This is a genomic window from Thauera butanivorans, from assembly GCF_048398245.1.
Lineage (GTDB): Bacteria > Pseudomonadota > Gammaproteobacteria > Burkholderiales > Rhodocyclaceae > Thauera > Thauera butanivorans.
Genome location: NZ_CP183038.1, coordinates 2,543,162 through 2,568,346 on the forward strand (window position 1 = coordinate 2,543,162; position 25,185 = coordinate 2,568,346).

General features: G+C 66.5%; 25 protein-coding genes and 2 tRNA genes. 17 read left to right on the forward strand and 10 right to left on the reverse strand.

Going from position 1 to position 25,185, the window contains the following annotated elements; genetic code table 11:
• Positions 1–151: 151 nt before the first annotated feature.
• Positions 152–1,633, reverse strand: a complete 1,482-nt coding sequence (locus ACNQFN_RS12405) for a transglycosylase SLT domain-containing protein (protein WP_418646655.1) — start codon at positions 1,631–1,633, stop codon at positions 152–154.
• A gap of 73 nt (positions 1,634–1,706) precedes the next feature.
• Positions 1,707–2,480 (reverse strand): hydroxyacylglutathione hydrolase, encoded by a 774-nt coding sequence (gene gloB / locus ACNQFN_RS12410; RefSeq protein ID WP_418646656.1) that lies wholly within the window; start codon positions 2,478–2,480, stop codon positions 1,707–1,709.
• A gap of 27 nt (positions 2,481–2,507) precedes the next feature.
• On the opposite strand from gloB, the gene ACNQFN_RS12415 reads away from it, so the two are divergent.
• From ACNQFN_RS12415 to dnaQ, 3 genes are read left to right on the forward strand one after another with little or no spacing between them, the layout of a single operon-like run.
• Positions 2,508–3,236, forward strand: coding sequence for an SAM-dependent methyltransferase (locus ACNQFN_RS12415; protein WP_068635184.1), 729 nt, complete (start codon positions 2,508–2,510; stop codon positions 3,234–3,236).
• Positions 3,237–3,695 carry a ribonuclease HI gene (rnhA, locus tag ACNQFN_RS12420; RefSeq protein WP_068639638.1) on the forward strand — a complete coding sequence of 153 codons (459 nt, stop codon included), beginning with the start codon at positions 3,237–3,239 and terminating at the stop codon, positions 3,693–3,695.
• A 20-nt stretch (positions 3,696–3,715) separates the two neighbouring features.
• Positions 3,716–4,435, forward strand: coding sequence for a DNA polymerase III subunit epsilon (gene dnaQ, locus ACNQFN_RS12425; protein WP_418646657.1), 720 nt, complete (start codon positions 3,716–3,718; stop codon positions 4,433–4,435).
• Positions 4,436–4,450: 15 nt separating this feature from the next.
• Here the strand turns inward: dnaQ and ACNQFN_RS12430 are convergent, their stop codons facing one another.
• The 4 genes from ACNQFN_RS12430 to pgi all read right to left on the reverse strand — a co-directional run bounded on the left by ACNQFN_RS12430 (position 4,451) and on the right by pgi (position 10,529).
• Positions 4,451–5,221, reverse strand: coding sequence for a spermidine synthase (locus ACNQFN_RS12430; protein ID WP_418646658.1), 771 nt, complete (start codon positions 5,219–5,221; stop codon positions 4,451–4,453).
• 7 nt (positions 5,222–5,228) lie between these two features.
• Complete coding sequence (gene mutS / locus ACNQFN_RS12435; protein WP_418646659.1) at positions 5,229–7,862, reverse strand: DNA mismatch repair protein MutS; 2,634 nt, start codon at positions 7,860–7,862, stop codon at positions 5,229–5,231.
• Between the two features lie 130 nt (positions 7,863–7,992).
• The gene (map, locus tag ACNQFN_RS12440; protein ID WP_068639632.1) at positions 7,993–8,796 is read right to left on the reverse strand and encodes a type I methionyl aminopeptidase; all 804 of its coding nucleotides are present in this window, start codon (positions 8,794–8,796) and stop codon (positions 7,993–7,995) included.
• Positions 8,793–10,529 carry a glucose-6-phosphate isomerase gene (gene pgi, locus ACNQFN_RS12445; RefSeq protein ID WP_418646660.1) on the reverse strand — a complete coding sequence of 579 codons (1,737 nt, stop codon included), beginning with the start codon at positions 10,527–10,529 and terminating at the stop codon, positions 8,793–8,795. The genes map and pgi overlap by 4 nt, the downstream gene beginning before the upstream one ends.
• 213 nt (positions 10,530–10,742) lie before the next feature.
• Between pgi and pgsA the strand changes: the two genes are divergently transcribed.
• The 14 genes from pgsA (at position 10,743) to iscX (ending at position 21,202) form a co-directional block, all read left to right on the forward strand.
• Positions 10,743–11,321, forward strand: coding sequence for a CDP-diacylglycerol--glycerol-3-phosphate 3-phosphatidyltransferase (gene pgsA, locus ACNQFN_RS12450; protein ID WP_068638772.1), 579 nt, complete (start codon positions 10,743–10,745; stop codon positions 11,319–11,321).
• 77 nt (positions 11,322–11,398) lie between these two features.
• Positions 11,399–11,474: transfer RNA gene (locus ACNQFN_RS12455), tRNA-Gly, on the forward strand.
• Between the two features lie 43 nt (positions 11,475–11,517).
• Positions 11,518–11,591: transfer RNA gene (locus ACNQFN_RS12460), tRNA-Cys, on the forward strand.
• A gap of 433 nt (positions 11,592–12,024) precedes the next feature.
• Complete coding sequence (gene ltrA, locus ACNQFN_RS12465; protein WP_418646661.1) at positions 12,025–13,395, forward strand: group II intron reverse transcriptase/maturase; 1,371 nt, start codon at positions 12,025–12,027, stop codon at positions 13,393–13,395.
• 238 nt (positions 13,396–13,633) lie between these two features.
• Complete coding sequence (gene cysE, locus ACNQFN_RS12470) at positions 13,634–14,389, forward strand: serine O-acetyltransferase (protein WP_418646662.1); 756 nt, start codon at positions 13,634–13,636, stop codon at positions 14,387–14,389.
• 125 nt (positions 14,390–14,514) lie between these two features.
• Positions 14,515–14,997: a Fe-S cluster assembly transcriptional regulator IscR gene (gene iscR, locus ACNQFN_RS12475; protein WP_068637303.1), complete on the forward strand. Its 483-nt coding sequence runs from the start codon at positions 14,515–14,517 to the stop codon at positions 14,995–14,997.
• A gap of 8 nt (positions 14,998–15,005) precedes the next feature.
• Positions 15,006–16,169, forward strand: a complete 1,164-nt coding sequence (locus ACNQFN_RS12480; protein ID WP_418646663.1) for a cysteine desulfurase family protein — start codon at positions 15,006–15,008, stop codon at positions 16,167–16,169.
• A gap of 59 nt (positions 16,170–16,228) precedes the next feature.
• On the forward strand, positions 16,229–17,437 hold the full coding sequence (locus ACNQFN_RS12485) for an IscS subfamily cysteine desulfurase (protein WP_217999627.1): 1,209 nt from the start codon (positions 16,229–16,231) through the stop codon (positions 17,435–17,437).
• A gap of 39 nt (positions 17,438–17,476) precedes the next feature.
• Positions 17,477–17,860, forward strand: coding sequence for a Fe-S cluster assembly scaffold IscU (gene iscU / locus ACNQFN_RS12490; protein WP_068637300.1), 384 nt, complete (start codon positions 17,477–17,479; stop codon positions 17,858–17,860).
• Positions 17,861–17,886: 26 nt separating this feature from the next.
• On the forward strand, positions 17,887–18,210 hold the full coding sequence (gene iscA, locus ACNQFN_RS12495) for an iron-sulfur cluster assembly protein IscA (protein ID WP_068637299.1): 324 nt from the start codon (positions 17,887–17,889) through the stop codon (positions 18,208–18,210).
• Between the two features lie 16 nt (positions 18,211–18,226).
• A complete protein-coding gene (hscB, locus tag ACNQFN_RS12500; protein WP_068637298.1) occupies positions 18,227–18,760 on the forward strand; it encodes a Fe-S protein assembly co-chaperone HscB in 534 nt (177 codons plus the stop codon).
• Positions 18,761–18,783: 23 nt separating this feature from the next.
• Complete coding sequence (hscA, locus tag ACNQFN_RS12505) at positions 18,784–20,658, forward strand: Fe-S protein assembly chaperone HscA (protein ID WP_418646664.1); 1,875 nt, start codon at positions 18,784–18,786, stop codon at positions 20,656–20,658.
• 6 nt (positions 20,659–20,664) lie between these two features.
• Positions 20,665–21,006 carry an ISC system 2Fe-2S type ferredoxin gene (gene fdx, locus ACNQFN_RS12510; protein ID WP_418646665.1) on the forward strand — a complete coding sequence of 114 codons (342 nt, stop codon included), beginning with the start codon at positions 20,665–20,667 and terminating at the stop codon, positions 21,004–21,006.
• A 1-nt stretch (position 21,007) separates the two neighbouring features.
• The gene (gene iscX / locus ACNQFN_RS12515) at positions 21,008–21,202 is read left to right on the forward strand and encodes a Fe-S cluster assembly protein IscX (RefSeq protein ID WP_068637295.1); all 195 of its coding nucleotides are present in this window, start codon (positions 21,008–21,010) and stop codon (positions 21,200–21,202) included.
• 60 nt (positions 21,203–21,262) lie between these two features.
• Here iscX and ACNQFN_RS12520 read toward each other — a convergent pair whose 3' ends face one another.
• Genes ACNQFN_RS12520 through ACNQFN_RS12535 form a run of 4 tightly spaced genes read right to left on the reverse strand, consistent with a single transcriptional unit; the run spans position 21,263 to position 25,171 of the window.
• On the reverse strand, positions 21,263–21,718 hold the full coding sequence (locus ACNQFN_RS12520; RefSeq protein ID WP_068637294.1) for a response regulator: 456 nt from the start codon (positions 21,716–21,718) through the stop codon (positions 21,263–21,265).
• Between the two features lie 45 nt (positions 21,719–21,763).
• A complete protein-coding gene (gene prmB, locus ACNQFN_RS12525) occupies positions 21,764–22,783 on the reverse strand; it encodes a 50S ribosomal protein L3 N(5)-glutamine methyltransferase (RefSeq protein ID WP_418646666.1) in 1,020 nt (339 codons plus the stop codon).
• A gap of 37 nt (positions 22,784–22,820) precedes the next feature.
• The gene (gene dapE / locus ACNQFN_RS12530) at positions 22,821–23,963 is read right to left on the reverse strand and encodes a succinyl-diaminopimelate desuccinylase (protein ID WP_418646667.1); all 1,143 of its coding nucleotides are present in this window, start codon (positions 23,961–23,963) and stop codon (positions 22,821–22,823) included.
• Between the two features lie 35 nt (positions 23,964–23,998).
• A complete protein-coding gene (locus tag ACNQFN_RS12535) occupies positions 23,999–25,171 on the reverse strand; it encodes a PilT/PilU family type 4a pilus ATPase (protein WP_418646668.1) in 1,173 nt (390 codons plus the stop codon).
• Positions 25,172–25,185: the final 14 nt, after the last annotated feature.

The following is a 25,185-nucleotide window of genomic DNA, read 5'->3' on the forward strand; positions in this document are numbered from 1 at the left end:
TACGCTCGCTGGGGGATTGAGCAGGGCAGTCTGGCGGCGAGATGGGGCGGGCCGCATCGGTAGATGCCGAAGGCGAAATCCGCCATCTCGAGAGCGAGCGCAGCGATGTCGGGTTTTGCTGCGCTGGCTACGCGGCCCGACCCATCCACACCTAGTTCCTGGCGGGCGCTTTGGCCTTGGCGGCGGGTTTGCTTGCCTGCTTCGGCGCTGCCGGCTTGGCGGTGGTCTTCCCGGTGCTCTTCGCCGTGCTGGTTTGGGGCGCCTTTTTCGCGGCGGGTTTCGAGGCTTTCTTGGGGGCTGCTTTCGGCGCGGCCTTCTTTGCGCCCGGCTTCGCCGGGGCCGCGGCCTTTTTCGATCCGCCCGCCGTTGTGCGCACGGCGGCAGGCGCTTTGAGCCCGCCTCCCGAACCGCCGATCTTCAAGCCCTGCTGGCGTGCCGCTGCAGCGGCGAAGGGCAGCATGCTGCTGACCTGCAAGGCGCCGTCCGGGTCGATGCCGCTGGGCACCAGCAGGGTATGTCCTGCGCTCACGGCATTGCCGGAGAGACCGTTGATCTGGCGCAGCTCGGTCACGCTCAGATCATGCCGGGCGGCGATCTGCTCCAGCCGCTCGCCCTTTTCGACGGTGTGCAGGCTCCAGCCCTTGCCGCTGCGCTGCAACTCGTCCAGCCCTTCGCGCAACTGGCGGGCACGGTCGGTGGGAACGATGAAGGCCTGGCCCGGCATCGTCGTCACCGGGCGGTTGAAGCCGGGGTTCAGAGCGAGGAACTCGTCGAGCGGCATGCCCGACAGCGTCGCGGCGGTGGCCAGGTCGACGCCGATCGGCGCATCGACCGAAACGAAGTGCATCTCGTTGGCGACGTAGGGCAGTTCGAAATGGAACAGCTCCGGCTCGGAGACGATGTTCTTGATCGCCTGCAGCTTGGGCACGTAGTTGCGCGTTTCGTCCGGCATGCGCAGATGGCTGTACTCCAGCGGCAGGTCTTCCTCGGCATTGCGCTTCAGCGCGCGCTGCACCGAACCTTCGCCCCAGTTGTAGGAGGCCAGCGCCAGATGCCAGTCACCGTGCATCTCGTAGATGTACTGCAGGTAGTCGAGCGCGGCATTGGTCGAGGCGATGACGTCGCGCCGTTCGTCGACCCAGGCGTCCTGCGTCAGGTTGTAGTGCTTGCCGGTGGAGGGGATGAACTGCCACAGGCCGGACGCATGGGCGCGCGAATAGGCAAGCGGGTTGTAGCTGCTCTCGACCATCGGCAGCAGGGCGAGTTCGGTGGGCATGCCGCGGCGTTCGAGCTCATCGACGATGTAGTACAGGTAGCGGCCGCCGCGCGAGAACACCTGCTTCAGGAAGCTCGGCCTGTTCAGGTAGAAGGCCTGCTGGTCGCCGACGCGCTCGCTGTCGAGATCGGGCATGCCGAAGCCGCGGCGGATGCGGTCCCAGATGTCGTTGGCGTCGCGGGTCAGGTCGAGCGTCAGCACGCGCTCGGGTACGGCGATTTCGTCGACTTCGAGCGGAGCGGGCGTGCTTGCAGGCGCCGCCTGCTGGGCTTGCGCAGGCCTGCCGATGGCGAACGCCCCCATGCAGGCAAGACTGGCAATGAAAACGGAGAGGCGGGCGGCGAAACGTCTGGGCATGATCGTGTGACTGCCTTGTGCCGCGAACGATTAAACGTGGAAGTCTATCGATCGGCGGGACGGGGCGTCAATTTCAGAACGTATCCTTCCAGGCGCGCAGCGCGGCCACGCATCCGGCGGTGTCGGCGGGGCGCACGCCGGAGTGGGTGGCGAGCACGTCGCGGATCTGTGCCTGGTCGCTGCGCAGGAAGGGATTGATCGCCTTTTCCAGCCCGATCGTGCTCGGCAGCGTGGGCCGGTTCGCAGCCCGTAGCGCCTGGCAGCGCTCGACGTAGGCGTCGCGTTCGGGGTTGTGCGGTTCGGCTGCACGTGCGAATGCGAGGTTGGACAAGGTGTATTCGTGCGTGCAGTACACCAGGGTGTCGTCGGGCAGGGCGGCGAACCTGGCCAGCGCGTCAGCCAGTTGCCGTGCACTGCCTTCGAACAGGCGGCCGCAGCCGGCCGAAAACAGCGTGTCGCCGCAGAACAGCGCGCGGGGCGGTGTGCCCCGGCTGACGTAGGCGATGTGGCCGGCGGTGTGGGCCGGGACGTCGAGCACGTCGAACTCTAGATCCAGCGCATCGATGCGCACCGTGTCGCCTTCGGCCACGGGATGATCGACGCCGTCGATGCGTTCGTTGAACGGGCCATGCACCGGCACCGGTGCGTGGGACAGCAGCGTGCCCAGGCCGCCGACGTGGTCGGCGTGGTGATGGGTGACGAGGATGGCGGCGAGCTGCAACCCTTCTCGTGCCAGGTAGTCCAGCACCGGTGCGGCATCGCCCGGATCGACCACGACTGCGTGGCGACCGTCGCGGATCAGCCAGATGTAGTTATCGCGGAAGGCGGGAAGAGGGATAATGTGCATCCGCCAATTGTGGAAGCCTGGTCGCCGATGTCAATGCCCGATCTCTCCGCGTGGCTGGAAACGCCGCCGGGGCAGTACCTGCTCGAATGGGAGCGAGCCGTGCTGGAGCGCATGGTGGCGGACATCTTCGGCTACAGGGCGGTGCAGATCGGCTTGCCCGGGCTGGATCTGCTGGCCGCCAACCGCATGCCTTTCCGCTTCGTCTGCGCCCGTACGGGGCCGGCGGCGGTGCTGGCGAACGAGTTCGAGCTGCCTTTCGCCAGCGCGAGCATCGATCTGGTGCTGATGCCGCACGTGCTGGAGTTTTCCGCCGATCCGCATCAGGTGCTGCGCGAGGTGGAGCGTGTGCTGGTGCCGGAAGGCAGCGTGGTGCTGAGCGGGCTGAATCCGATCAGCCTGTGGGGCTTGCGCCGCCTGGCGGCACGCAAGGACGGCGTGCCGCCGTGGCGCGGCCAGTACCGGCCGGCGATGCGGATCAAGGACTGGCTGAAGCTGCTCGGCTTCGAGGTGCTGGCGGTCGAATCCGGCTGCCATGTGCCGGCGCTGAACAGTGCGCCGTGGCTCGAACGCCTGCGCTGGATGGATCGCGCCGGCGCGCGCTGGTGGCCGTTGCTGGGCGGGGCTTATCTGATGCATGGGGTGAAGCGGGTGCAGGGCATGCGCCTGATCATGCCCAAATGGCGCGAACGCAAGGCGGCCGCGAAACGAGTTCCCGCCGTTGCCCAGCGCAACGGCGGCACGAGGAAAACGACATAGATGGAAGAAGTGGATATCTACACCGACGGCGCCTGCAGCGGCAATCCGGGGCCCGGCGGCTGGGGCGCGATCCTGCGCTCGGGCGCGCACGAGAAGGAAATCTGGGGCGGCGAACCGGTGACGACCAACAACCGCATGGAGCTGCTCGCCGTGATCCGCGCGCTCGAAGCGCTGAAGCGGCCGGTGAGTGCTCGGGTGCATACCGACAGCCAGTACGTGCAGAAAGGCATTTCCGAATGGATCCACGGCTGGAAGGCGCGCGGCTGGAAGACGGCCTCGAAGGAGCCGGTGAAGAACGCCGACCTGTGGCGTGCGCTGGATGAAGCGCAGGCCCGGCACCAGGTGAAATGGCTGTGGGTGAAGGGCCATGCCGGCCATGTGGAGAACGAGCGCGCGGATGCGCTGGCCCGCCGCGGCGTGGATGAGGTGCGCAAGACCGGCGCCACGGTCGAACCCTGAGACGAAGGAAAGGAAATAACATGCGACAGATCGTGCTCGATACCGAAACCACCGGCCTGGACTGGCGCAACGGTGATCGCGTCATCGAAATCGGCTGCGTCGAGCTGCTGAACCGCAGCCTCACCGGCCGCCATTTCCACGTCTACCTGAACCCGGAGCGCGGCATCGACGCCGAAGCGGTGGCGGTGCACGGCATCACCGAGGAATTCCTCGCCGACAAGCCGAAATTCGCCGACGTTGCTGCGGACTTTGAGGATTTCGTCCGCGATGCCGAGCTGGTCATCCACAACGCCAGCTTCGACGTCGGCTTCCTCGACAACGAATTGAGCCTGCTCGGGCGCGACAAGCTCAAACGCCTGTGCGCGGGCGTCATCGATACGCTGAAACTCGCCAAGGAACAGAATCCGGGCAAGAAGGCTTCGCTCGACGCCTTGTGCGACCGCTACGAGATCGACAACGGCCACCGCGAGCTGCACGGCGCACTGCTCGATGCGGAACTGCTGGCCGAAGTCTATCTGGCGATGACCCGCGGCCAGGAGAGCCTGATCATGGCGCTCGACGACGAGCCCGCGATGCACACGGCCGATGCCGGCGGTGTGCCGAGGGCGCGCGTGGCGGTGAAGGTGCTGCGGGCTTCCGACGAGGAACTGCAGGCGCACGGCAGCGTGCTGGCCGACATCGCCAAGGCCAACAAGGGCTTGTGCCTGTGGCTGCCACTCGAGGAGCCGGCGGCGGCTTGAAGCACGGCGCCGGGCTTACAGCCGCAGGCTGCCGCCCGGCACGCTGCCCGACTGCTCCAGGCGGGTGATCGTCGGCCCGAGGTCGAGGCCGGTGGTGGTCTTCAGCAGATGGGCGCGCTCGCGCAGTTCGGCCAGCGGGCGCTCGATCGCTTCGCCGTCGGCGGCGAAGGCGACGACGTTGCCGCTGTCGCATGAAGGAAAGGCGACGACGCGGTCGTCGAAGGCTTTCAGCAGGCGCTCGACGCTGGCCTTGTAGCCGCGCGAGCGGCCGAACAGGTTGACCGCCATCAGACCCTGGCCGGACAGGCGCGAACGCACCGCCTGGTAGAAGGGCAGGGTGTCCAGGGCGCCGGCGCGCGCGTTGCGGTCGAAGCCGTCGACCAGGATGTAGTCCCAGGTCTCGTCCTTTTCCAGCACGTATTGCGCGCCGCAGCCGACGTGGATCGAGAAGCGCGCGTCCTCGGCCGGCAGCTTGAAGAACTGGCGCGCGGCGGCGACCACCGTGGGCGCGATCTCGACCACCCTGATCCGTGCCTGCGGACAGTGGCGGTAGACGAATTTCGCCAGCGAGGCAGCGCCGAGGCCGATGATCAGCACTTTCTTCGGCCACCGGCCGGTGTCCTCGGCGAGGCCGTCGCGCAGCAGCAGGCCGGCCATCATCTCGCGGGTGTAGGCCAGCTCCAGCGCATCGGGTTTGCGGATGCGCATCGCGCCCTGCACCCAGTCCGAGCCGAAGTGCAGATAGCGCACGCCGGCTTCTTCGGAAATGTCGATCGGTGTATTCATGCTCGGCTCAGGAAGCCAGGCGCTTCAGCGCGTACAGGCGTTCGAGCGCTTCGCGCGGCGTCAGCGCATCGGGGTCGAGGGTGGCAAGCTCGGTCAGCACCGGGTGCAACAGCGGTTCGGCTTCCGGCTCGGGCAGCGAGGCGAAGAGATCGGCCTGCGGCCCGGCGTGGATCTCGCGGTTCTCCAGCGTACGCAGGCGGCGGCGGGCGTCGCGGATCACCGGCGCCGGGATGCCGGCCAGCGCGGCGACCTCGATCCCGTAGCTCTGGCTTGCCGGGCCTTCCTCCAGCGCGTGCAGGAAGACGATGCGGTGGCCGTGCTCGACGGCGTCGAGGTGCACGTTGGCGCACTCGGGGTAGTCGGTATTGAGCCGGGTCAGCTCGAAATAGTGGGTGGCGAACAGCGTCAGGCTGCGGTTCTTTTCCAGCAACTGGCGGGCGATCGCGGCCGCCAGCGCGAGGCCGTCGAAAGTCGAGGTGCCGCGGCCGATCTCGTCCATCAGCACCAGGCTGTGCTCGGTGGCGCCATGCAGGATGGCGGCGGCTTCGGTCATCTCGACCATGAAGGTCGAACGCCCCGAGGCGAGGTCGTCCGAGGCGCCGATGCGGGTGAAGATCGCATCCAGCGGGCCGAGTTCGGCGGTATCCGCCGGTACGAAGCTGCCGACGTGGGCGAGCAGGCAGATCAGCGCCACCTGGCGCATGAAGGTCGATTTACCACCCATGTTCGGGCCGGTGATCATCAGCATGCGGCGGGTGGCCGCCAGGCGCGCGTCGTTGCGGATGAAGTTCTCGACCTGGCGCTCGACCACCGGGTGACGGCCGCCGGCGATGTCCACGCCGGGCGTGTCGCGGAAACGCGGGCGGACGTAGCCGTAGCGCAGCGCGGCTTCGGCGAAGGCGGCGAGGCCGTCGAGCAGCGCCAGCGCGCGGGCGATGCGCTGCAGTGCCGGAATGTGGCCGGCCAGGGTGTCGAGGATCGCTTCGTACAGCAGCTTCTCGCGCGCCAGGGCGCGCTCCTGCGCCGACAAGGCCTTGTCCTCGAAAGCCTTCAGTTCGGGCGTGATGTAGCGCTCGGCGTTCTTCAGCGTCTGGCGGCGGCGGTAGTCGTCCGGCACCTTTTCGCTGTTGGCGCGGCTGACTTCGATGTAGAAGCCATGCACTCGGTTGAACTCCACCTTCAGGTTGGGGATGCCGCTGCGTTCGCGCTCGCGCGCCTCGAGCGCCAGCAGGAATTCGCCGCAGTTGCTCTGGATGTCGCGCAACTCGTCCAGTTCGGCGTCGTAGCCGGCGGCGATCACGCCGCCGTCGCGCACCATCGCGGCGGGTTCGGCGGCGATCGCGCGTTGCAGCAGTTCGAGCGCGTCAGGGGCGATTTGCAGCGCGTCGCGGATCTCGCACAACAGCGGCGTACCGCAGCCGTGCAACACGGCGCCCAGTTCCGGCAGCCGGGCCAGGCTTTCGCGCAGCGCCGACAGGTCGCGCGGCCGGGCGCTGCGCAGCGCGATGCGGGCGGTGATGCGATCGACGTCGGCCACGCCGCGCAGCGCGGCGCGCACGGCGGCGGTGTTGCGTCCGCTGCGATCGTCATCGCGGCTGGAGGGCTCGTCGCCGAGGCTGGTGGAAAAACCTTCCACCAGTTCCGCCACCGCGGCCTGGCGCGTGGCCGGCACGGCACGGTCGCGCAGCGGGTGGTGCAGGGCGTGGCGCAGCCAGCGCGAGCCCATGCTGGTGACGCAAGTGTCGAGCAGCGACAGCAGCGTCGGCGAAGCTTCGCCGCGCAAGGTCTCGGTCAGCTCCAGGTTGCGCCGGGTGGCGGCGTCCAGCCGCAGGTATTCGGACTCCCGTTCGACGGTGAGGCCGGTGACGTGGGCGAGCGTCTGGCGCTGGGTGGCCTGGGCGTAGTCGTACAGCGCCGCCGCCGCGCCGAGCGCCACCGGCAGCTCCTCGACGCCGAAGCCGACCAGGTCACGGGTGCCGAAATGCGTGGTCAGCAGTCGGGTGCCGGTCTCGGCGTCGAACTGCCAGTCGGCCAGCCGGCGCAGCGCCGGGGCCAGGGTGTCGAGCAAGGGCAGCGCCAGGCCGTCGGGGATCAGCACTTCGGCCGGGCGCAGGCGCTCGAACTGCGCCTGCAAGGCCTCGGACGGGCACTGCATCAGGCGGAAATCGCCGTTGGCGAGGTTCAGCCAGGCCAGGCCGAGCACGCCCCGGTGCAGGTTGGCCGCCAGCAGCAATGCATCGCGGCGGTCGTCGAGCAGGGCGGCGTCGGTCAGCGTGCCGGGGGTGACGATGCGGCTGACGGCGCGCTCCATCGGCCCCTTGGTGGCACCGGGTTCGCCGACCTGCTCTGCAATGGCCACCGCCTCGCCGAGCTTGACCAGCCGCGCCAGGTATTGCTCGACGGCATGGAAGGGCACGCCCGCCATCTTGATCGGCTGGCCACCCGACTGTCCGCGGGTGGTCAGCGTGATGTCGAGCAGGCGCGCCGCCTTCTCCGCATCGTCGAAGAACAGCTCGTAGAAATCGCCCATGCGGTAGAACAGCAAGGTGTCGGGATGTTGCTGCTTTATGCGGATGTACTGCTGCATCATCGGCGTATGAGCAGCGATCTCGGCTTCGGTGAGCGGCGGTGTCTTTTGCATTTCTTCCTATCAAGCCCAGGCATGCGAGCCGTCCATGGCCGGCCGGCAGGATGGCGCGGGCGTGGCTGAGCCTTTCGCCACGGCCGGCGCCGGTCGACGGGGCTGCATCTTATCAGGACGCCCGGGCGTGTCAGCCCGCAGGGTGGATCGCCGGATAGCTGCCGGTGCCTTCGGGCCAGGGGGTCAGGACTTCGAAACCGTCCGGCGTGACGGCCACCATGTGTTCCCACTGGGCCGACAGCGAGTGGTCCTTGGTGACGACGGTCCAGCCGTCGGCAAGGGTTCGGGTTTCGCGCTTGCCGGCATTGATCATCGGTTCGATGGTGAACACCATGCCCGGCTCCAGCCGCAGGCCTTCGCCGCGGCGGCCGTAGTGCAGGACCTGCGGGGCGTCGTGGTAGATCTTGCCGATGCCGTGGCCGCAGTATTCACGCACGACGGAAAAGCGTTCGCGGTGCGCCACGGTCTGGATCGCATGGCCGACGTCGCCCAGCGTGGCGCCTGGGCGCACCGCGCGGATGCCGGCGACCATCGCCTCATAGGTGGTGAGCACCAGGCGGCGCGCCAGCGGCCCGGGTTCGCCGACGAAGTACATCCGGCTGGTGTCGCCGAACCAGCCGTCCTTGATCACGGCGACGTCGATGTTGATGATGTCGCCTTTCTTGAGGGTCTTGCCCGGCGACGGGATGCCGTGGCAGACCACGTGGTTGACCGAGGCGCAGACGGTCTTGGGGTAGCCGTGGTAGCCGATGTTGGCGGGAATGGCGTCCTGCACGTTGACGATGTGGTCGTGGCAGATGCGGTCCAGTTCGTCGGTACTGACACCCGGCTTGACGTAAGGCGCCACGACCTTGAGCACTTCCGCCGCCAGCCGGCCGGCCGCGCGCGACAGGGCGATTTCTTCGGGAGTCTTGATGGAAACCGTGCTGTTCATCGGGCTTGGTTCTGCTCCGTGTGTCCTGCGGCCGGCTTCTCGCTGTCCTGCCGTTCTGCCAAGTGCTCGCGATAACGGGCGATGAGGCCCGCGGTGCTGGCGTCGTGGGGGTGGAGATCGGCGGGGGCGGCGAGATCGGCCAGCACGCGGGCGGCGAGCTGCTTGCCGAGTTCCACGCCCCACTGGTCGAAGGAATTGAGCCCCCACACCACGCCCTGCACGAAAGTGCGGTGTTCGTACAGGGCGACCAGCGCACCGAGCGCGAAGGGGCTGAGGCGTTCCATCAGCAGGGTGTTGCTGGGGAGGTTGCCGGCAAAGACGCGGTGCGGCAGCAGCGCACGGATCTGCGCTTCGGCCAGGCCCGCCGCCCGCATCTCGGCCTCCACTTCGTCCGCCGGCTTGCCGCTCATCAGCGCTTCGGCCTGCGCGACCATGTTGGCGAAGGCGATGCGATGGTGCTGCTCCAGTCCGGCTTCGGCTTGCAGCACGCCGATGAAATCGACCGGGACGAGCTGGCTGCCCTGGTGCAGCATCTGGAAATAGGCATGCTGGCCGTTGATGCCGGATTCGCCCCAGATCACCGGACTGGTCTGGCAGTCCACCGGACTGCCGTCGCTTCTGACCGACTTGCCGTTCGACTCCATGTCGAGCTGCTGCAGGAAGGCGGGCAGGCGGTGCAGGCGCTGGTGGTAGGGGGCGATGAGCTGGCTGGGCGCGCCGAGGAAATCGACGTTCCAGATGCCGAGCAGCGCCATGATCACGGGCAGGTTGCGCTCGAACGGTGCGTCGATGAAGTGCCGGTCCATGGCGTGCGCGCCGGCCAGCAGTTCGTCGAAACCCTCGGCGCCGATCTGCAGCACGATGGACAGGCCGATTGCGCTCCACAGCGAGTAGCGGCCGCCGACCCAATCCCAGAAGCCGAACATGTTGGCGGGGTCGATGCCAAAGCGCGCGACCGCGTCGGCATGGGTGGACACGGCGACGAAGTGGCGGGGGATCGCCGCTTCGCTGCCAGTGTGTTCGACCAGCCAGGTGCGTGCGGCATGGGCGTTGGTCAGCGTTTCCTGGGTGGTGAAGGTCTTGGAGGCGACGATGAACAGCGTGGTGGCGGGATCGACGGTACGCAGCACGTCGCCGATCTGCACGCCGTCCACGTTCGAGACGAAATGCATCCGCAGGCGCGGATGGGCAAAGGCTTTCAGTGCTTCGCACGCCATCAGCGGGCCGAGATCGGAGCCGCCGATGCCGATGTTGACGACGTCGGTGATGGCGCGCCCGTCGTGTCCGCGCCAGTTGCCGCCGCGCACGGCTTCGGCGAAACGGTAGATGCGTTCGCGTACTGCGGCGACGTCGGCGACGACGTCGCGTCCACCCACGATCAAAGGCTGGTCCGCCGGCCGGCGCAAGGCCGTGTGCAGCACGGCACGGTTCTCGGTGAGGTTGATGCGTTCGCCGCCGAACATCGCGGTGCGCCGTTCGGCCAGCCGCGCCTCGCACGCCAGTGCGAAAAGCAGCGCCAGGGTTTCATCGCTGACACGGTTCTTCGAATAGTCGAGGAACAGGCCACAGGCTTCGGCCTGCATGCGCGCGGCGCGTTCGGGGTCGGCAGCGAACAGTTGCTTGAGATGGCATTCGCCGATCCCGTCGCGATGGGCAAGCAGGGCCTGCCACGCCGCAGACGAGGTGGAGGAGGCGCCGGAGGGGGCGAAATGCAAAGTCGGATGGCTGGTCATCGATGCATCGAGGGAGTCGAGCGGGCAAGAGTCCGAAAGGCAGCCGGCATTGTGCCCGTTTTGCCGCGCCGCGGCCTGCCCGGATCGGATATGCGGCCGTAACGAGTTGTTTACAATGCCGCAGCCGATGCTGCCGGATGCAATGCCCGGGTGCGATGAGGGCACTGATATACTCGCGCCATTCTCCGTTCCAGACCCGGACCTTCCCCCGGCATGCCACTCAATATTCCCAATTCCCTGACTTGGGCCCGCATCGTACTCATTCCGATCTTCGTCGGTGTGTTCTACCTGCCGGACAGCCTGCTGTCCGTGCACAGCAAGAACTTGGTCGCGACCGCGCTGTTCGCCGCCGCGGCGATCACCGACTGGTTCGACGGCTATCTCGCCCGTGCGCTCGGCCAGACCTCGGCCTTCGGCGCCTTTCTCGATCCGGTCGCGGACAAGCTGATGGTGGCGGCGGCGCTGATCCTGCTGGTCGAACTGTCGCGCGTCGATGCGATCATCGCCGTCATCATCATCGGCCGCGAGATCACCATTTCCGCGCTGCGCGAATGGATGGCGCGGGTCGGAAAGTCCGCCAGCGTGGCCGTGGCCTACGTCGGCAAGCTCAAGACTGCCGCGCAGATGGCGGCGATTCCGCTGCTGCTGTACGACGCGCCGCTGCTGTCGATCGACATTCGCATGCTGGGCAGCGTGCTGCTCTACGTTGCCGCCGCATTGACCCTGTGGTCGATGGGCTACTATCTGCAGCGCGCCATTCCATTGCTGACCGGCGGGCAGGACGGTAAGTAGCGGCCCCGGGGCGGGCAGGGTGCTGATTTCGTACTTGACAGCATGAAATCGCCGCCTATAATGGCGCTCTTTCCCGAGCGGGAATAGCTCAGTTGGTAGAGCGCAACCTTGCCAAGGTTGAGGTCGCGAGTTCGAGACTCGTTTCCCGCTCCAAGCATTCCGGCGGTAGGTCGACGATCTGCCGTACAAGCCAAAAGGCGCGATGGCAGAGTGGTTATGCAGCGGCCTGCAAAGCCGTGTACCCCGGTTCGATTCCGAGTCGCGCCTCCATAAACAGCAGTTGATTCAAGCATATAGCCCGCCATGAGCGGGCTTTTTGTTGTGTGCGCCCAGCATGGGCGCCCTCCTGCGGGTGCAAGTCCCGCCGTAAGTTGATCACAGCGAACGAAGTGAAGCGCAACTGCGTGAGGGTGACCGAGCGTGGGGAGGAAGCGTGGAGCATAAGCTGCGAGCCGATGGACAAGAATCGGATAGAAGGCGCTGCGGAGCAGGGCGAGCGAGCACGTAATCGCGAAGCTCTCGTGATCAAGGCGAAGTGGCGTAGATCCGGCGGTTGTGCAGCGAAGGAGTGCGTTCTTACCTGGGGAGGTCTCGCCTTGTGCCTGAAAGGGCGACGGCGCTTAACCGGAGCGAGAAGTCAGCAGAGGCCGTAGTAGCCGCTGGTTTGGGGCGAAGGGCCGAACGAGTAGGAGGGCCGAAGGCCGTGTTGCTCGGACGTGAAGTGCATCAGAAGCTCGGGGAGCCGGGGCGCAATGCGGGAGGGCTCGGTGAAGCCGCGTCCGAAGCAGTGCGTGATGAAGCACGGACGGCGCGGCATGGAACTGGAAGCCCGGGGCGAGATGACCTGCTTGCGCAGGTGCTCGCGAGCGCGAACATGGAGGCGGCGTGGAAACGCGTCAAATCCAATCGCGGCAGTGCTGGGGTGGATGGGTTGTCGATCACCGAGACGGCGGAGCAACTGAGAGCGCACTGGCCCCGGATTCGGGAATCCTTGCTGGATGGCAGCTACCGGCCCCTGCCGGTGCGCCGTGTCCAGATCCCGAAGCCCGATGGTGGGGTGCGCGAATTGGGGATTCCGACGGTGACGGATCGGCTGATCCAGCAAGCCCTGCTGCAAGTCTTGCAGCCCAGGATTGATCCAACGTTCTCTGAACACAGCTACGGCTTCCGGCCGGGACGCCGTGCCCACGACGCGGTGCTCGATGCACAGCGCTACGTGCAGGACGGTTACCGGGTGGTGGTCGATGTGGATCTGGAGAAATTCTTCGATCGAGTCAATCACGACATCCTGATGGAACGGTTGTCGAGGCGAATCGAGGACAAGGCCGTGCTGCGGCTGATCCGTCGTTACCTCGTGGCCGGGATCATGGATGGCGGCGTGGCCATGGCGCGCTACGAGGGGACGCCGCAAGGCGGCCCACTGTCGCCGCTGCTGGCCAATGTGCTGCTTGACGAGGTGGATCGGGAACTGGAGCGACGGGGCCACCGTTTCGTTCGCTATGCCGACGACTGCAATGTATATGTACGCAGTGGTCGCGCAGGCGAACGGGTGCTGGCGGGCCTGACCAAGCTCTACGAACGACTTCACCTGAAGGTCAATGACGCCAAGACGGCCGTTGCGCCGGCCTCGGGCCGCAAGTTTCTGGGCTACGCCTTCTGGTACGGCCCGGGCGGACAGGTCAAGTGCAGGGTGGCCGACAAGGCGCTCAAGACCTTCAAGCAACGCATCCGGCAATTCACGCGTCGCTCGGGTGGGCGCAACCTGACCGAGATTGCCGAACGGCTGCGGGCCTACATGCCGGGCTGGAAGACGTACTTCCAGCTTGCGCAGACACCCAAGGTGTTCCGCAAACTCGACAAGTGGATAAGACACCGGCTGCGTGCGGTGCAGCTCAAGCACTGGCGTCGGGGTACGACGATGTACCGGGAGTTGAAAGCGATGGGCGCCTCGGAAGAGGATGCCCGCAAGGTGGCGGCGAACAGTCGGTGCTGGTGGCGTAACAGCCGCATGCGATTGAACCGCGCGATGCCTGTCGCTTACTTCGACCGACTCGGCGTCCCTCGGCTCTCATAACCTCAACGACTCGAACCGCCCGGTGCGGACCCGCATGCCGGGTGGTGTGGGAGGGGGCGGCCGGGTAAGCTGGCCGCCCCTATCCCGATCCGTGAGCGGCCTGGGGTGCGGCCGTTTCAAGTTTGTCGCCAAGTCGATTAAAATCGTCGGGAATTCGGCGTCGGCAGGTATGTGCGTTTCCGGCCCCGCATCCGTTTTCCGTACTGTCAGTCCAATCCATTCCGGAGTCCGTCCAAAAATGTTCAGCCGCCTGCGTGAAGACCTGGCCAGCGTTCGCGAACGCGATCCTGCAGCCCGCTCCACGTTCGAGGTGCTGACCTGTTACCCGGGCGTGCATGCGCTGATGTTCCATCGTCTCGCCCACGGGGCGTGGCGCCGGCAATGGTTCTGGCTGGGCCGTTTCCTGAGCCACGTCAGCCGTTTCCTGACCGGGATCGAAATCCACCCTGGCGCGATCATCGGCAGGCGGGTCTTCATCGACCACGGCATGGGCGTGGTCATCGGCGAAACGGCGGAGATCGGCGACGACTGCACGATCTACCAGGCCGTCACGCTGGGCGGCACTTCGCTCTACCGCGGTACCAAGCGGCATCCGACGCTGGGCAGGGGCGTGGTGGTCGGTGCCGGCGCCAAGGTACTGGGCGGCTTCACCGTCGGCGACGGTGCCAAGATCGGCTCGAATGCGGTGGTCGTGAAGCCGGTGCCCTCCGGCGCGACGGCTGTCGGCAACCCGGCCCGGATCGTCGACGCCGAGCGCGACGCGCAACGTGAGCAGAAGGCGGAGCAGATGGGCTTCAGCGCTTACGGCGTCACCCGCGACATGGACGACCCCGTGTCCAAGGCGCTGCACGGCCTGCTGGACCATGCGGTCGAAACCGACCGCCGCCTGCAGGCGATGGCGGCCCGGCTCGAGGCAGCCGGCCTGCAACTCGACTCGTCGATCGAGGCGAAGGATGATTTCGATGCCTCTCGCCTGTCGCGGATGGTGGATTGAAGCCATCGGTCTCTCCATATAGTTGACCGTTTTTGTCGGGATAAGTATAGTTGACCGAAACGTTCGGGTATTCAGGATGCGTGGCATCCTTGCCGGGCGACTCAAGGTTTCGGAGAGATGACGCGATGAGATTGACGACCAAGGGACGTTTCGCCGTGACGGCGATGATCGATCTGGCGGCGCGCCAGGACGACGGTCCGGTGACGCTGGCAGGCATCGCCGAACGGCAGAAGATCTCGCTGTCCTATCTCGAACAGCTGTTCGGCAAGCTGCGCCGCCACGATCTGGTCAGCAGCGTACGCGGCCCGGGCGGCGGCTACCGCCTGGTGCGCAGCATGGACGAGATCACGGTGGCGGACATCATCATCGCCGTGGACGAGCCGCTGGATGCCACGCAATGCGGCGGCAAGCAGAACTGCCACGACGCGCAGCGCTGCATGACGCACGATCTGTGGGCCAACCTGAACAAGCGCATGTACGCCTATCTCGATTCCGTGACCCTGCGTGCGCTCGTCGAGCGCCAGGTCAAGCCGGATTCCGACATGGCGGTCCTGAAGAACATCCGCCGCCGCGCCACGCTGCAGGCGCGTGAAATCGCGGCAGCTTGAGGGCAGGGATGAGTTTTGCCCCGGTCTATCTCGACTGGAACGCCACGACGCCGCTCGATCCGCAGGTGCGCGAAGCCATGCTGCCCTGGCTGGGCGCAGCCGAGCCGATCCGTTTCGGCAATGCGTCGAGCCGGCACGAATACGGCAGGCAGGCGCGCGCAGCCGTCGATGAGGCGCGTGCGCGCGTGGCCGCGGCAGTCGGCGCTCACGCGACCGAAGTGATCTTCACCAGCGGCGGTTCGGAAGCGAACAACCTCTTCCTGAAAGGCGCGGCGGCCTGTCTCAAGCCCGGTACCGTCGCCGTCAGCGCGATCGAGCATCCCTGTGTGCGCGAACCGGCAAAGCAGTTGCAGCGAACCGGCTGGACGCTGAAGGAAATCGCGGTCGACGCGCATGGCGTGATCGATGCGGCCGACTGGGGCGCAACGCTGCAGGCCAAGCCGGCGCTGGTGTCGGTGATGCTGGCCAACAACGAGACGGGCGTGCTGCAGGACATTGCCGCGCTGGCGGCCGAGGCGCGCAAGCCGGGCGCCTGGTTCCACACCGACGCGGTGCAGGCGCTGGGCAAGGCCGAGCTGGATTTCCGTGCCTTGGGCGTCAATGCGATGACGCTGTCGGCGCACAAGATCGGCGGTCCGCTCGGCGCGGGCGCGCTGGTGGTGGACAAGCGTGTCGAACTGGCGCCGCTGATCGCCGGGGGCGGGCAGGAGCGCGGGCTGCGCTCCGGCACCGAGAACGTGGCGGCGATCGTCGGCTTCGGTGTCGCCTGCGAACGGGCGGTGGCGCACCGCGAAACCGAGGCGCAGCGGCTGGCGCTGCTGCGTGGCGAGATCGAGACAGGTCTGGCCGCGCTCGGTGCCACCGTGTTTTCACGGGCAGCGCAGCGCCTGCCGAATACGGTATTTTTCGCCTTCGGCAACATCGATGGCGAAACCCTGGTGGGCAAGCTGGATCGCGCGGGCTTTGCCTGCGCCAGCGGTTCGGCCTGCTCGAGCGCCCAGCCCGAGCCGTCCCATACCTTGCTGGCGATGGGCGTCGATCCGGTGGTGGCGCGCGGAGCGGTGCGCGTCAGCCTTGGGCGCATGACCACGGCTGACGACGTGGCGCGATTCGTCGCGACCCTGTCGCGCGTGGTCGAAGATTTGAGAAAACTGGCGTCGGTGGCGGGCTGAACCGCGCCGGCGTTCGAAACCTGACAACGAGACAAACCCCTCTGCGGAGAGATGCAATGCTGAAGTTCCCGATCTACCTCGACTACTCTGCGACGACGCCGGTGGATCCGCGCGTGGCGGCGAAGATGATCCCGTGGCTGACCGAACACTTCGGCAACCCGGCCAGCCGCTCGCACGCCTACGGCTGGGAAGCCGAGCAGGCGGTCGAGGAAGCGCGCGAACAGGTCGCGGCGCTGGTCGGGGCCGATGCCAAGGAAATCGTCTGGACCTCGGGCGCGACCGAGTCGAACAACCTCGCGATCAAGGGTGCGGCGCACTTCTACCAGGGCAAGGGCAAGCACGTCATCACGGTCAAGACCGAACACAAGGCAGTGCTCGACACGGTGCGCGAACTCGAACGCGAAGGCTTCGAGGCCACTTATCTCGACGTGCAGGAAAACGGCCTGATCGACCTCGAGGTGCTGAAGGCGGCGATCCGTCCGGACACCATCCTGGTGTCGGTGATGTTCGTCAACAACGAAGTCGGCGTGGTGCAGCCGATCGCCGAAATCGGCGAGATCTGTCGCAGCAAGGGCATCGTTTTCCACGTCGATGCGGCGCAGGCCACCGGCAAGGTCGCCATCGACCTCGGCAGCCTGAAGGTCGACCTGATGAGCTTCTCCGCGCACAAGACCTATGGCCCCAAGGGCGTCGGCGCGCTGTACGTGCGCCGCAAGCCGCGCGTGCGCCTCGAAGCGCAGATGCACGGCGGCGGCCACGAGCGCGGCATGCGCTCGGGTACGCTGGCGACGCACCAGATCGTCGGCATGGGCGAGGCCTTCCGCCTCGCGCGCGAGGAAATGGCGGGCGAGAACGAACGCATCCTCAGGCTGCGTGACAAACTGATGAACGGCCTGACCGGCATCGAGGCGACCTACGTCAATGGCGACCTCGAGCATCGCGTGCCGCACAACCTGAACATTTCCTTCGCTTACGTCGAAGGCGAGTCGCTGATCATGGCGATCAAGGACATCGCGGTCTCCAGCGGCTCGGCCTGCACCTCGGCCAGCCTGGAGCCGTCCTACGTGCTGCGTGCGCTGGGCCGCAACGACGAACTGGCGCACAGTTCGATCCGCTTCTCGATCGGCCGCTTCACCACCGAGGAAGAAGTCGATTTCACCATCGATCTGCTGCGGAACAAGATCGGCAAGCTGCGCGAGCTGTCGCCGCTGTGGGAGATGTACAAGGAAGGCATCGACCTCGACACGGTGCAGTGGGCCGCGCACTGAGCGCCAACGAATAAAGACGGAAACCCCTGGAGAAACATCATGGCTTACAGCGACAAGGTCCTGGACCATTACGAAAACCCCCGCAACGTCGGCTCCTTCGGCAAGGAGGAAGAAGGCGTGGCCACCGGCATGGTCGGCGCCCCCGCCTGTGGCGACGTCATGAAGCTGCAGATCAAGGTCGGCAAGGACGGCGTGATCGAGGATGCGAAGTTCAAGACCTACGGCTGCGGCTCGGCGATCGCGTCGAGCTCGCTGGTGACCGAATGGGTCAAAGGCAAGACGATCGACCAGGCGCTGGACATCAAGAACACCCAGATCGCCGAGGAACTGGCGCTGCCGCCAGTCAAGATCCACTGCTCGATCCTGGCCGAGGATGCGATCAAGGCCGCCGTGGCCGACTATCGCAAGAAGCATCCGGCCTGAACGGCCGCGAACAGGAGGCAAGAACCATGGGCGTGACCCTGTCTGAAAACGCTGCGCGCCATGTGGCGAATTTCATCGCCAAGCGCGGCAAGGGCTTCGGCATCCGCCTCGGGGTGAAGACCTCGGGATGCTCGGGCATGGCCTACAAGCTCGAATTCGTCGACGACACCCACGACGAGGATCTGGTGTTCGACAGCCACGGCGTCAAGGTCGTGGTCGATCCGAAGAGCCTGGCCTATCTGGAAGGCACAGAGCTGGATTTCGTCAAGGAAGGGCTGAACGAGGGCTTCAGGTTCAACAACCCGAACGTCAAGGACCAGTGCGGCTGCGGCGAGAGTTTCAACGTCTGATGGCGCGCGACGAGGCATGAGCATCGATCTCAAGCAGGACCATTTCAGCCTGTTCGGTCTGCCGCGCAGCTATGCTCTGGACGAGGCGGCGCTCGAAGCCGCCTGGCATGGCCTGCAGTCACAGGTCCATCCCGACCGCTACGCTCATCTGCCGGATGTCGACAAGCGTCGCGCGATGCAATGGGCGACGCACGTCAACGAGGGTTTTCGCACGCTGCAGAAGCCGCTGTCCCGCGCCCGCTATCTGCTGGAACTGGCGGGCGTGGACGTTGGCGCCGAAACCAACACCGCGATGTCGCCCGAATTCCTGATGGAGCAGATGGAATGGCGCGAAGCGGTCGAGGAGGCGCGCCAGGCGGCGGAGGTCGAGGACCTGGAGCAACTGCACACGCGCCTGCTGCGCCATGCGCGGGCGGTGCGTGCCGAGCTGGAACGCCAGCTCGATGTCGAACATGACCATGCCGCAGCAGCCGACACCGTGCGCCGGCTGATGTTCATCGAAAAACTCCAGCACGAGATCGACGAAGCCCTGCTCGCGCTCGAAGGCTGAACACAAGAGGCACGGATTCCCTGATGGCCCTGTTGCAGATCGCCGAACCCGGCATGTCCCCCGAACCGCACAAACACCGGCTTGCGGTGGGCATCGACCTCGGGACCACCAATTCGCTCGTCGCCAGCGTGCGCAACGGCATCGCCGTGTGCCTGCCGGACGAATCCGGCCGCAGCATGCTGCCGTCCGTGGTGCGCTACCACGCCGATGGCAGCATCGAAGTCGGGCAGGGCGCATTGAAGGCGCAGGCCACCGATCCGCGCAACGCCATCGTCTCGGTCAAGCGCTTCATGGGCCGCGGCCTGAAGGACGTCGCCCACGTCGAGGCCATCATGCCCTACGACTTCGAGGACGGACCGGGCATGCTGCGGCTGCGCACAGTGCAGGGCGTCAAGAGCCCGGTCGAAGTGTCGGCCGAGATCCTGCGCGCGCTGCGGGTGCGCGCCGAAGCCAGCCTGGGCGGTCCGCTGGTGGGCGCGGTCATCACGGTGCCGGCCTACTTCGACGATGCCCAGCGCCAGGCGACCAAGGATGCGGCACGCCTGGCCGGACTGGACGTGCTGCGCCTGCTCAACGAACCCACCGCCGCGGCGGTCGCCTATGGCCTGGACAATGCCGCCGAGGGCGTCTACGCCGTCTACGACCTCGGCGGCGGCACCTTCGACCTGTCGATCCTGAAGCTGTCGCGCGGCGTGTTCGAGGTGCTGTCGACCAATGGCGATGCCGCGCTCGGTGGGGACGACTTCGACCACCGCCTGTTCTGCGCCATCCTCGAGCGCGCCGCGATCGCGCCGCCTTCGCTCGAGGACGCCCGCCGCCTGCAGATGAAGGCGCGCGAGGTCAAGGAACTGCTGACCTCGTGCGAGGAAGCGCCGATCCACCTGCGCCTGGGGTCGGGCGAACTGGTCGATCTCGTCGTCACCCGCGACGAATTCGCCGACATGACCCGCCACCTGGTGCAGAAGACGCTGACGCCGGTGCGCAAGGCCTTGCGCGACGCCGGGCTGACGCCGGAAGAGATCAAGGGCGTGGTGATGGTCGGCGGCGCCACGCGGATGCCCCACATCCAGCGCGCGGTCGCTGCTTTCTTCGGCCAGGAGCCGCTGACCAATCTCGACCCCGACAAGGTGGTCGCGCTCGGCGCCGCGATGCAGGCCAACGTCCTGGCCGGCAACCGCGCCGAACAGGACGACGACTGGCTGCTGCTCGACGTCATTCCGCTGTCGCTCGGCCTGGAGACCATGGGCGGGCTGGTGGAGAAGGTCGTGCCGCGCAACTCCACGCTGCCGATCGCGCGCGCGCAGGAATTCACCACCTTCAAGGACGGCCAGACGGCAATGGCTTTCCATGTCGTGCAGGGCGAGCGCGAGCTGGTCGCCGACTGCCGCTCGCTGGCGCGCTTCGAGCTGCGCGGCATCCCGCCGATGGTGGCGGGTGCGGCGCGCATCCGCGTGACTTTCCAGGTCGATGCCGACGGCCTGCTGTCGGTGTCGGCGCGCGAGATGTCCTCGGGCGTCGAAGCGAGCGTGCTGGTGAAGCCGTCCTACGGCCTGTCCGACGACGAGATCGCCGAAATGCTGAAATCCGGCGTCGAGCATGCCGGCGACGACATGATGCTGCGCGCGCTGCGCGAACAACAGGTCGAAGCCGAGCGCGTGATCGAGGCCACCGAGCAGGCGCTGGCCAAGGACGGCCATCTGCTCGATGCCGGCGAGCGCGCTGCGATCGATGCCGCGATCGAGCATCTGCGCGTGCTGCGTGCCGGCAGCGACCACCGTGCCATCAAGACCGGCATCGACGCCTTCGCGCGTGCCACCGACGAATTCGCCGCCCGCCGCATGGACAACAGCATCCGCACTGCGCTGGCCGGCCACAAGGTAGACGAGTTGGAACTCTGACCCATCATGACCCAGATCATTGTCCTTCCCCATGTCGAACTCTGCCCCGACGGCAGCGTGATCGAAGCCAAGCCGGGCCAGTCGGTCTGCGAGAGCCTGATCGAGAACGACATCTACATCGAGCATGCCTGTGAGATGTCCTGCGCGTGCACGACCTGCCACGTCATCGTGCGCGAGGGTTTCGAGTCGCTGCCGCCCGCCGAGGAAGAGGAAGAGGACCTGCTCGACAAGGCCTGGGGGCTGGAGCCGCAATCCCGGCTGTCGTGCCAGGTCCAGGTCGGCGACACGCCGCTGGTGGTGGAAATCCCGCGCTACACGATCAACATGGCCCGCGAAGGAAAGCACTGAAATGAAATGGACCGACGTGCAGGAAATCGCCATCCAGTTGTCGGAAGCCCGGCCGGATGTCGATCCGACCAGGGTGAATTTCGTCGACCTGATGAACTGGGTGATCGCGCTGCCCGAATTCGACGACGATCCCAAGCGCTGCGGCGAGCGCATCCTGGAAGGCATCCAGCAGGCCTGGATCGACGAGCTCGCCTGAGCTTCTCGCACATGACGGGCGCTCGCGTGGCGCCTGTCCTTTGTAGTACCCCGGCCCGACTCAATAGCCGTTGCGGGTGCTGGCGTCGCTGCTTTCGTTGACCTCCAGCCAGTAGCGGCCGAGCAGGCCGATGACCTGCACGAAGCGCTCGAAGTCCACCGGCTTGCGCACGTAGCTGTTCGCGCCGAGATTGTAGGCCTGCTGCAGATCGAGCGATTCGCGCGAGGTGGTCAGCACCACCACCGGCAGCAACGTGGTGCGCGAATCGGCCCGGATGTGGCGCAGCACTTCCAGGCCGTCGATGCGCGGCAGCTTCAGGTCCAGCATCACCACGGCAGGCAGCGGTCCGCTGCTGCCGGCATAGCTGCCGGTGCCGAACAGGTAGTCCAGCGCCTCGGCACCGTCATGTACCACGATCACCGGGTTGGTGATCTGGTTCTTGCTGAAGGCGTGAAGCGCGAGCGCTTCGTCGTCGGGATTGTCCTCGACGAGCAGGATCGGACGGTTGTTGCTCATCGCTCTAAGCCCCCTGATTCAGTCCTGTGGCGATGCAGTGGAAACTCAAGGCTCGGCGCTGGGCTTCCGGTCGCCGGATCGCCGGCCGCCCGGCACCGGATTGCCGGCCAGATCTTCCCTTCTCAGCACGAACACCATGTCGTCGCCGCCACGGGTGGAGAGCCAGGTGAAGGGCAGGTCGGGGAAAGCCTCTTCGACAATGTCGCGGTTGTGGCCGACCTCGACGGCCAGCAGGCCGTTCGGGTTCAGGTGCTCCGCGCCTTCGGCGATCAGCCGCCTCACGACGTCCAGCCCGTCATCGCCGGCGGCGAGCGCCATGTGCGGCTCGTGCAGGTATTCGGGGGGCAGGGCGTCCATCGCGTCGCCCGTGACGTAGGGTGGATTGCTCAGGATCAGGTCGTAGCGGCGTCCGCCGAGGGCCGAGAACACGTCCGACTGCACCAGCTCGATGCGTGCATCCAGGCCGTAGTCGCTCACGTTTTGCAGCGCGACGTCGAGCGCGTCTTCGGACAGGTCCGCGGCCGTGACTTCGGCGTTGGGGAAAGCATGCGCCATCAGCACGGCGAGACAGCCGGAGCCGGTGCACATGTCCAGCACGCTGGTGACTTTTTCGGGTTCGTCGATCCATCCCGCGAGGCCGTCTTCCAGCAGTTCGGCGAAGAAGGAGCGCGGCACGATGACGCGCTCGTCGACCGTGAAGCGGAAGTCGCCCAGCCAGGCTTCGCCGAGGATGTAGGCGGTCGGCACGCGTTCGCCGGCGCGGCGTTCGATCGCTTCGAACAGGGCGATGCGCTCCTCGGCCGGAATGCAGGCATCGAGGAAGGGCTCGAGCCGGTCAAGCGGCAGCGCCAGCGAACCCAGCAGCAGCCACACGGCTTCGTCGTAGCTGTCGTTGGTGCCATGGCCGCAGAAGATGCCGGCGCGGTTGAAGCGGGTGACGGCATAACGCAGCCAGTCGCGTACGGTGACCAGCTCGGCCAGCGGGCCGTGCTCGTGCATATGATCATGCTCGTGGTCGCAACGCTCGTGGTCGCAATGCGCGTGATCGGACGAATGTTGGTTCATGGAAGTGTGATTCCTTGTTTCGGGCGGCCGGACGGCTTCATGCGGCCAGCAGGGCGCGCAGGGTGCGTTCGTAAACCTGGGACAGCGGTTCGATCGCCGAGACGGCGATGCGTTCGTCGACCTGGTGGATGGTGGCGTTGACCGGACCGAACTCGACGACTTCGGCGCAGATGTCGGCAATGAAGCGCCCGTCCGAAGTGCCGCCGGTGGTGGAAAGTTCGGTTTCGATGCCCAGCGTGTCGGCGATGGCGCCGGACAGCGCGGCCACCAGCTTGCCGCGGCCGGTGATGAAAGGCTTGCCCGACAGGTGCCAGTCGATCTCGTAGTCCAGACCGTGGCGGTCGAGCACTTCGTGGGTCCGCGCCTTGAGGCCGTCGGCCGAGGACGCCGAGCCGAAGCGGAAGTTGAACATCACTTCGCAGACGCCCGGGATGACGTTGTTGGCGCCGGTGCCGGCATGGATGTTGGACACCTGCCAGGTGGTCGGCGGGAAGAACTCGTTGCCCTGGTCCCATTCGATCGCCGCCAGCTCCGCCAGCGCGGGTGCGAAGGCATGGATCGGATTGCGCGCGAGTTGGGGGTAGGCGACGTGGCCCTGCCGGCCCTTGACTCTCAGCGTGCCGGACAGCGAACCGCGGCGGCCGTTCTTGATCATGTCGCCGAGCGCATGCACCGAGGTCGGTTCGCCGACGATGCAGTAGTCGAGCCGTTCGCCGCGTGCCGCCAAGGCCTCGACCACCTTGACCGTGCCGTGCGTGGCGATGCCTTCCTCGTCCGAGGTCAGCAGCAGGGCGATGCTGCCGTCGTGGTCCGGATGGGCCGCGACGAAGCGTTCGATCGCGGTGACGAAGGCGGCGAGCGAGGTTTTCATGTCGGCCGCGCCGCGGCCGTGGAGCATGCCGTCGATGATGGTGGGCTCGAACGGCGGCGTCTTCCAGGCCGCCGCCGGTCCGGGCGGGACGACGTCGGTATGGCCGGCGAAGCACAGCACCGGCTGCGCCTTGCCGCGGCGCGCCCACAGGTTGGAGACGCCGCCGGTGTCGATGCGCTCGCAGCCGAAGCCGGCTGCACGCAGCCGTCCGGCGAGAAGTTCCAGGCAGCCCGCGTCGTCGGGCGTGACCGAGGGGCGGGCCATGAGTTCGCAGGCGAGGGCCAGCGTGGGGGAGTCGGCGTGAGGCATTCAGTGTGTTCTTGGTGTGGGGTGGACAATCGCGCTCAGTCCCGGTCGGCGTGCAGCGTGAACTCCTGGAACGAGGCGCCGCCGCCATCCGGCTCGAAATTGAGCAGGCTCGGCGAATCGGGCGGCGGCGAGGCGGCTGGCGCAGCGTCGATCTGGGCGTTGTTGATCAGCCAGTGCAGGTTGGTCGGGGAGTCGGCATTGGCCAGTGCCTCCTCGAGCGAGATGATCTTGTCGCTGTACAGCTCGTACAGGCATTGTTCGAAAGTCTGGCAGCCCGGTGCCAGGCTCTGCTCCATGGCCTGTTTGATCTCGTTGATTTCGCCGCGCTCGATCAGTTCGGCGATATGGCGGGTGTTCATCAGGATCTCGACCGCGGGCATGCGGCTGCCGTCCGGTTTGCGCACCAGCCGTTGGGAGACGATGCTGCGCAGGGCGACGGCCAGGTCGAGATACAGCAGTTGCCGGTTCTCGAGCGGGAAGAAGTTGATGATGCGGTTGAGCGCGTGATAGGCGTTGTTGGCATGCAGCGTGGCCAGGCACAGGTGGCCCGACTGCGCGTACGAAACCGCCGCCTGCATGGTTTCCCGGTCGCGGATCTCGCCGATCAGGATGCAGTCGGGCGCCTGGCGCATCGCGTTGCGCAGGGCTTCCCGCCAGCTCAGCGTGTCGATGCCGACTTCGCGCTGGTTGACCACCGACTTGCGGTGGGTGAACAGGTATTCGATCGGATCTTCCACCGTCAGGATGTGGCCGCTGCGATTGCGGTTGCGATGGTCGAGCATCGATGCCAGCGTGGTGGATTTGCCCGAGCCGGTGGCACCGACCACCAGCACCAGCCCGCGCTTTTCCATCACGATCTCCGCCAGCACTTCGGGCAGGCCGAGATCGTGGATGGAGGGAATGTTGCTCTGGATGTAGCGGGCGACGATCGCGATCGAGTTGCGCTGCCAGAAAACGTTGACGCGGAAGTTGCCCAGGTCCCGGCGGCCGAAGGACAGGTTCAGTTCGCGCTCGCGTTCGAGCTGGGCGAGCTTCTCGGCTGGCACTGCCTCTTCGACGATCCTGCGGATCATGGCCGGCTCCATGACCTGCTGGTTGATCGGCATCGTGTTGCCCTGGATCTTGATGTGGATCGGGGCGCCGGCGGTGATGAAGATGTCCGAGGCTTTCTTGTCCGCCATCAACTGGAAAAGGCTGTCGAAAATCATGCCCCGGCCATGCT

Excerpts from the sequence above, each read along its gene's own strand:
- hscA (WP_418646664.1), top strand. The coding sequence starts at position 18,784 with ATGGCCCTGTTGCAGATCGCCGAACCCGGCATGTCCCCCGAACCGCAC.
- iscU (WP_068637300.1), top strand. The coding sequence starts at position 17,477 with ATGGCTTACAGCGACAAGGTCCTGGACCATTACGAAAACCCCCGCAAC.
- mutS (WP_418646659.1), bottom strand. The coding sequence starts at position 7,862 with ATGCAAAAGACACCGCCGCTCACCGAAGCCGAGATCGCTGCTCATACG.
- ACNQFN_RS12480 (WP_418646663.1), top strand. The coding sequence starts at position 15,006 with ATGAGTTTTGCCCCGGTCTATCTCGACTGGAACGCCACGACGCCGCTC.
- ACNQFN_RS12520 (WP_068637294.1), bottom strand. The coding sequence starts at position 21,718 with ATGAGCAACAACCGTCCGATCCTGCTCGTCGAGGACAATCCCGACGAC.
- iscX (WP_068637295.1), top strand. The coding sequence starts at position 21,008 with ATGAAATGGACCGACGTGCAGGAAATCGCCATCCAGTTGTCGGAAGCC.
- fdx (WP_418646665.1), top strand. The coding sequence starts at position 20,665 with ATGACCCAGATCATTGTCCTTCCCCATGTCGAACTCTGCCCCGACGGC.
- hscB (WP_068637298.1), top strand. The coding sequence starts at position 18,227 with ATGAGCATCGATCTCAAGCAGGACCATTTCAGCCTGTTCGGTCTGCCG.
- iscA (WP_068637299.1), top strand. The coding sequence starts at position 17,887 with ATGGGCGTGACCCTGTCTGAAAACGCTGCGCGCCATGTGGCGAATTTC.
- pgi (WP_418646660.1), bottom strand. The coding sequence starts at position 10,529 with ATGACCAGCCATCCGACTTTGCATTTCGCCCCCTCCGGCGCCTCCTCC.
- dnaQ (WP_418646657.1), top strand. The coding sequence starts at position 3,716 with ATGCGACAGATCGTGCTCGATACCGAAACCACCGGCCTGGACTGGCGC.
- prmB (WP_418646666.1), bottom strand. The coding sequence starts at position 22,783 with ATGAACCAACATTCGTCCGATCACGCGCATTGCGACCACGAGCGTTGC.
- ACNQFN_RS12405 (WP_418646655.1), bottom strand. The coding sequence starts at position 1,633 with ATGCCCAGACGTTTCGCCGCCCGCCTCTCCGTTTTCATTGCCAGTCTT.
- map (WP_068639632.1), bottom strand. The coding sequence starts at position 8,796 with ATGAACAGCACGGTTTCCATCAAGACTCCCGAAGAAATCGCCCTGTCG.
- rnhA (WP_068639638.1), top strand. The coding sequence starts at position 3,237 with ATGGAAGAAGTGGATATCTACACCGACGGCGCCTGCAGCGGCAATCCG.
- gloB (WP_418646656.1), bottom strand. The coding sequence starts at position 2,480 with ATGCACATTATCCCTCTTCCCGCCTTCCGCGATAACTACATCTGGCTG.
- pgsA (WP_068638772.1), top strand. The coding sequence starts at position 10,743 with ATGCCACTCAATATTCCCAATTCCCTGACTTGGGCCCGCATCGTACTC.
- ACNQFN_RS12430 (WP_418646658.1), bottom strand. The coding sequence starts at position 5,221 with ATGAATACACCGATCGACATTTCCGAAGAAGCCGGCGTGCGCTATCTG.
- cysE (WP_418646662.1), top strand. The coding sequence starts at position 13,634 with ATGTTCAGCCGCCTGCGTGAAGACCTGGCCAGCGTTCGCGAACGCGAT.
- dapE (WP_418646667.1), bottom strand. The coding sequence starts at position 23,963 with ATGCCTCACGCCGACTCCCCCACGCTGGCCCTCGCCTGCGAACTCATG.
- ACNQFN_RS12415 (WP_068635184.1), top strand. The coding sequence starts at position 2,508 with ATGTCAATGCCCGATCTCTCCGCGTGGCTGGAAACGCCGCCGGGGCAG.
- iscR (WP_068637303.1), top strand. The coding sequence starts at position 14,515 with ATGAGATTGACGACCAAGGGACGTTTCGCCGTGACGGCGATGATCGAT.
- ACNQFN_RS12535 (WP_418646668.1), bottom strand. The coding sequence starts at position 25,171 with ATGATTTTCGACAGCCTTTTCCAGTTGATGGCGGACAAGAAAGCCTCG.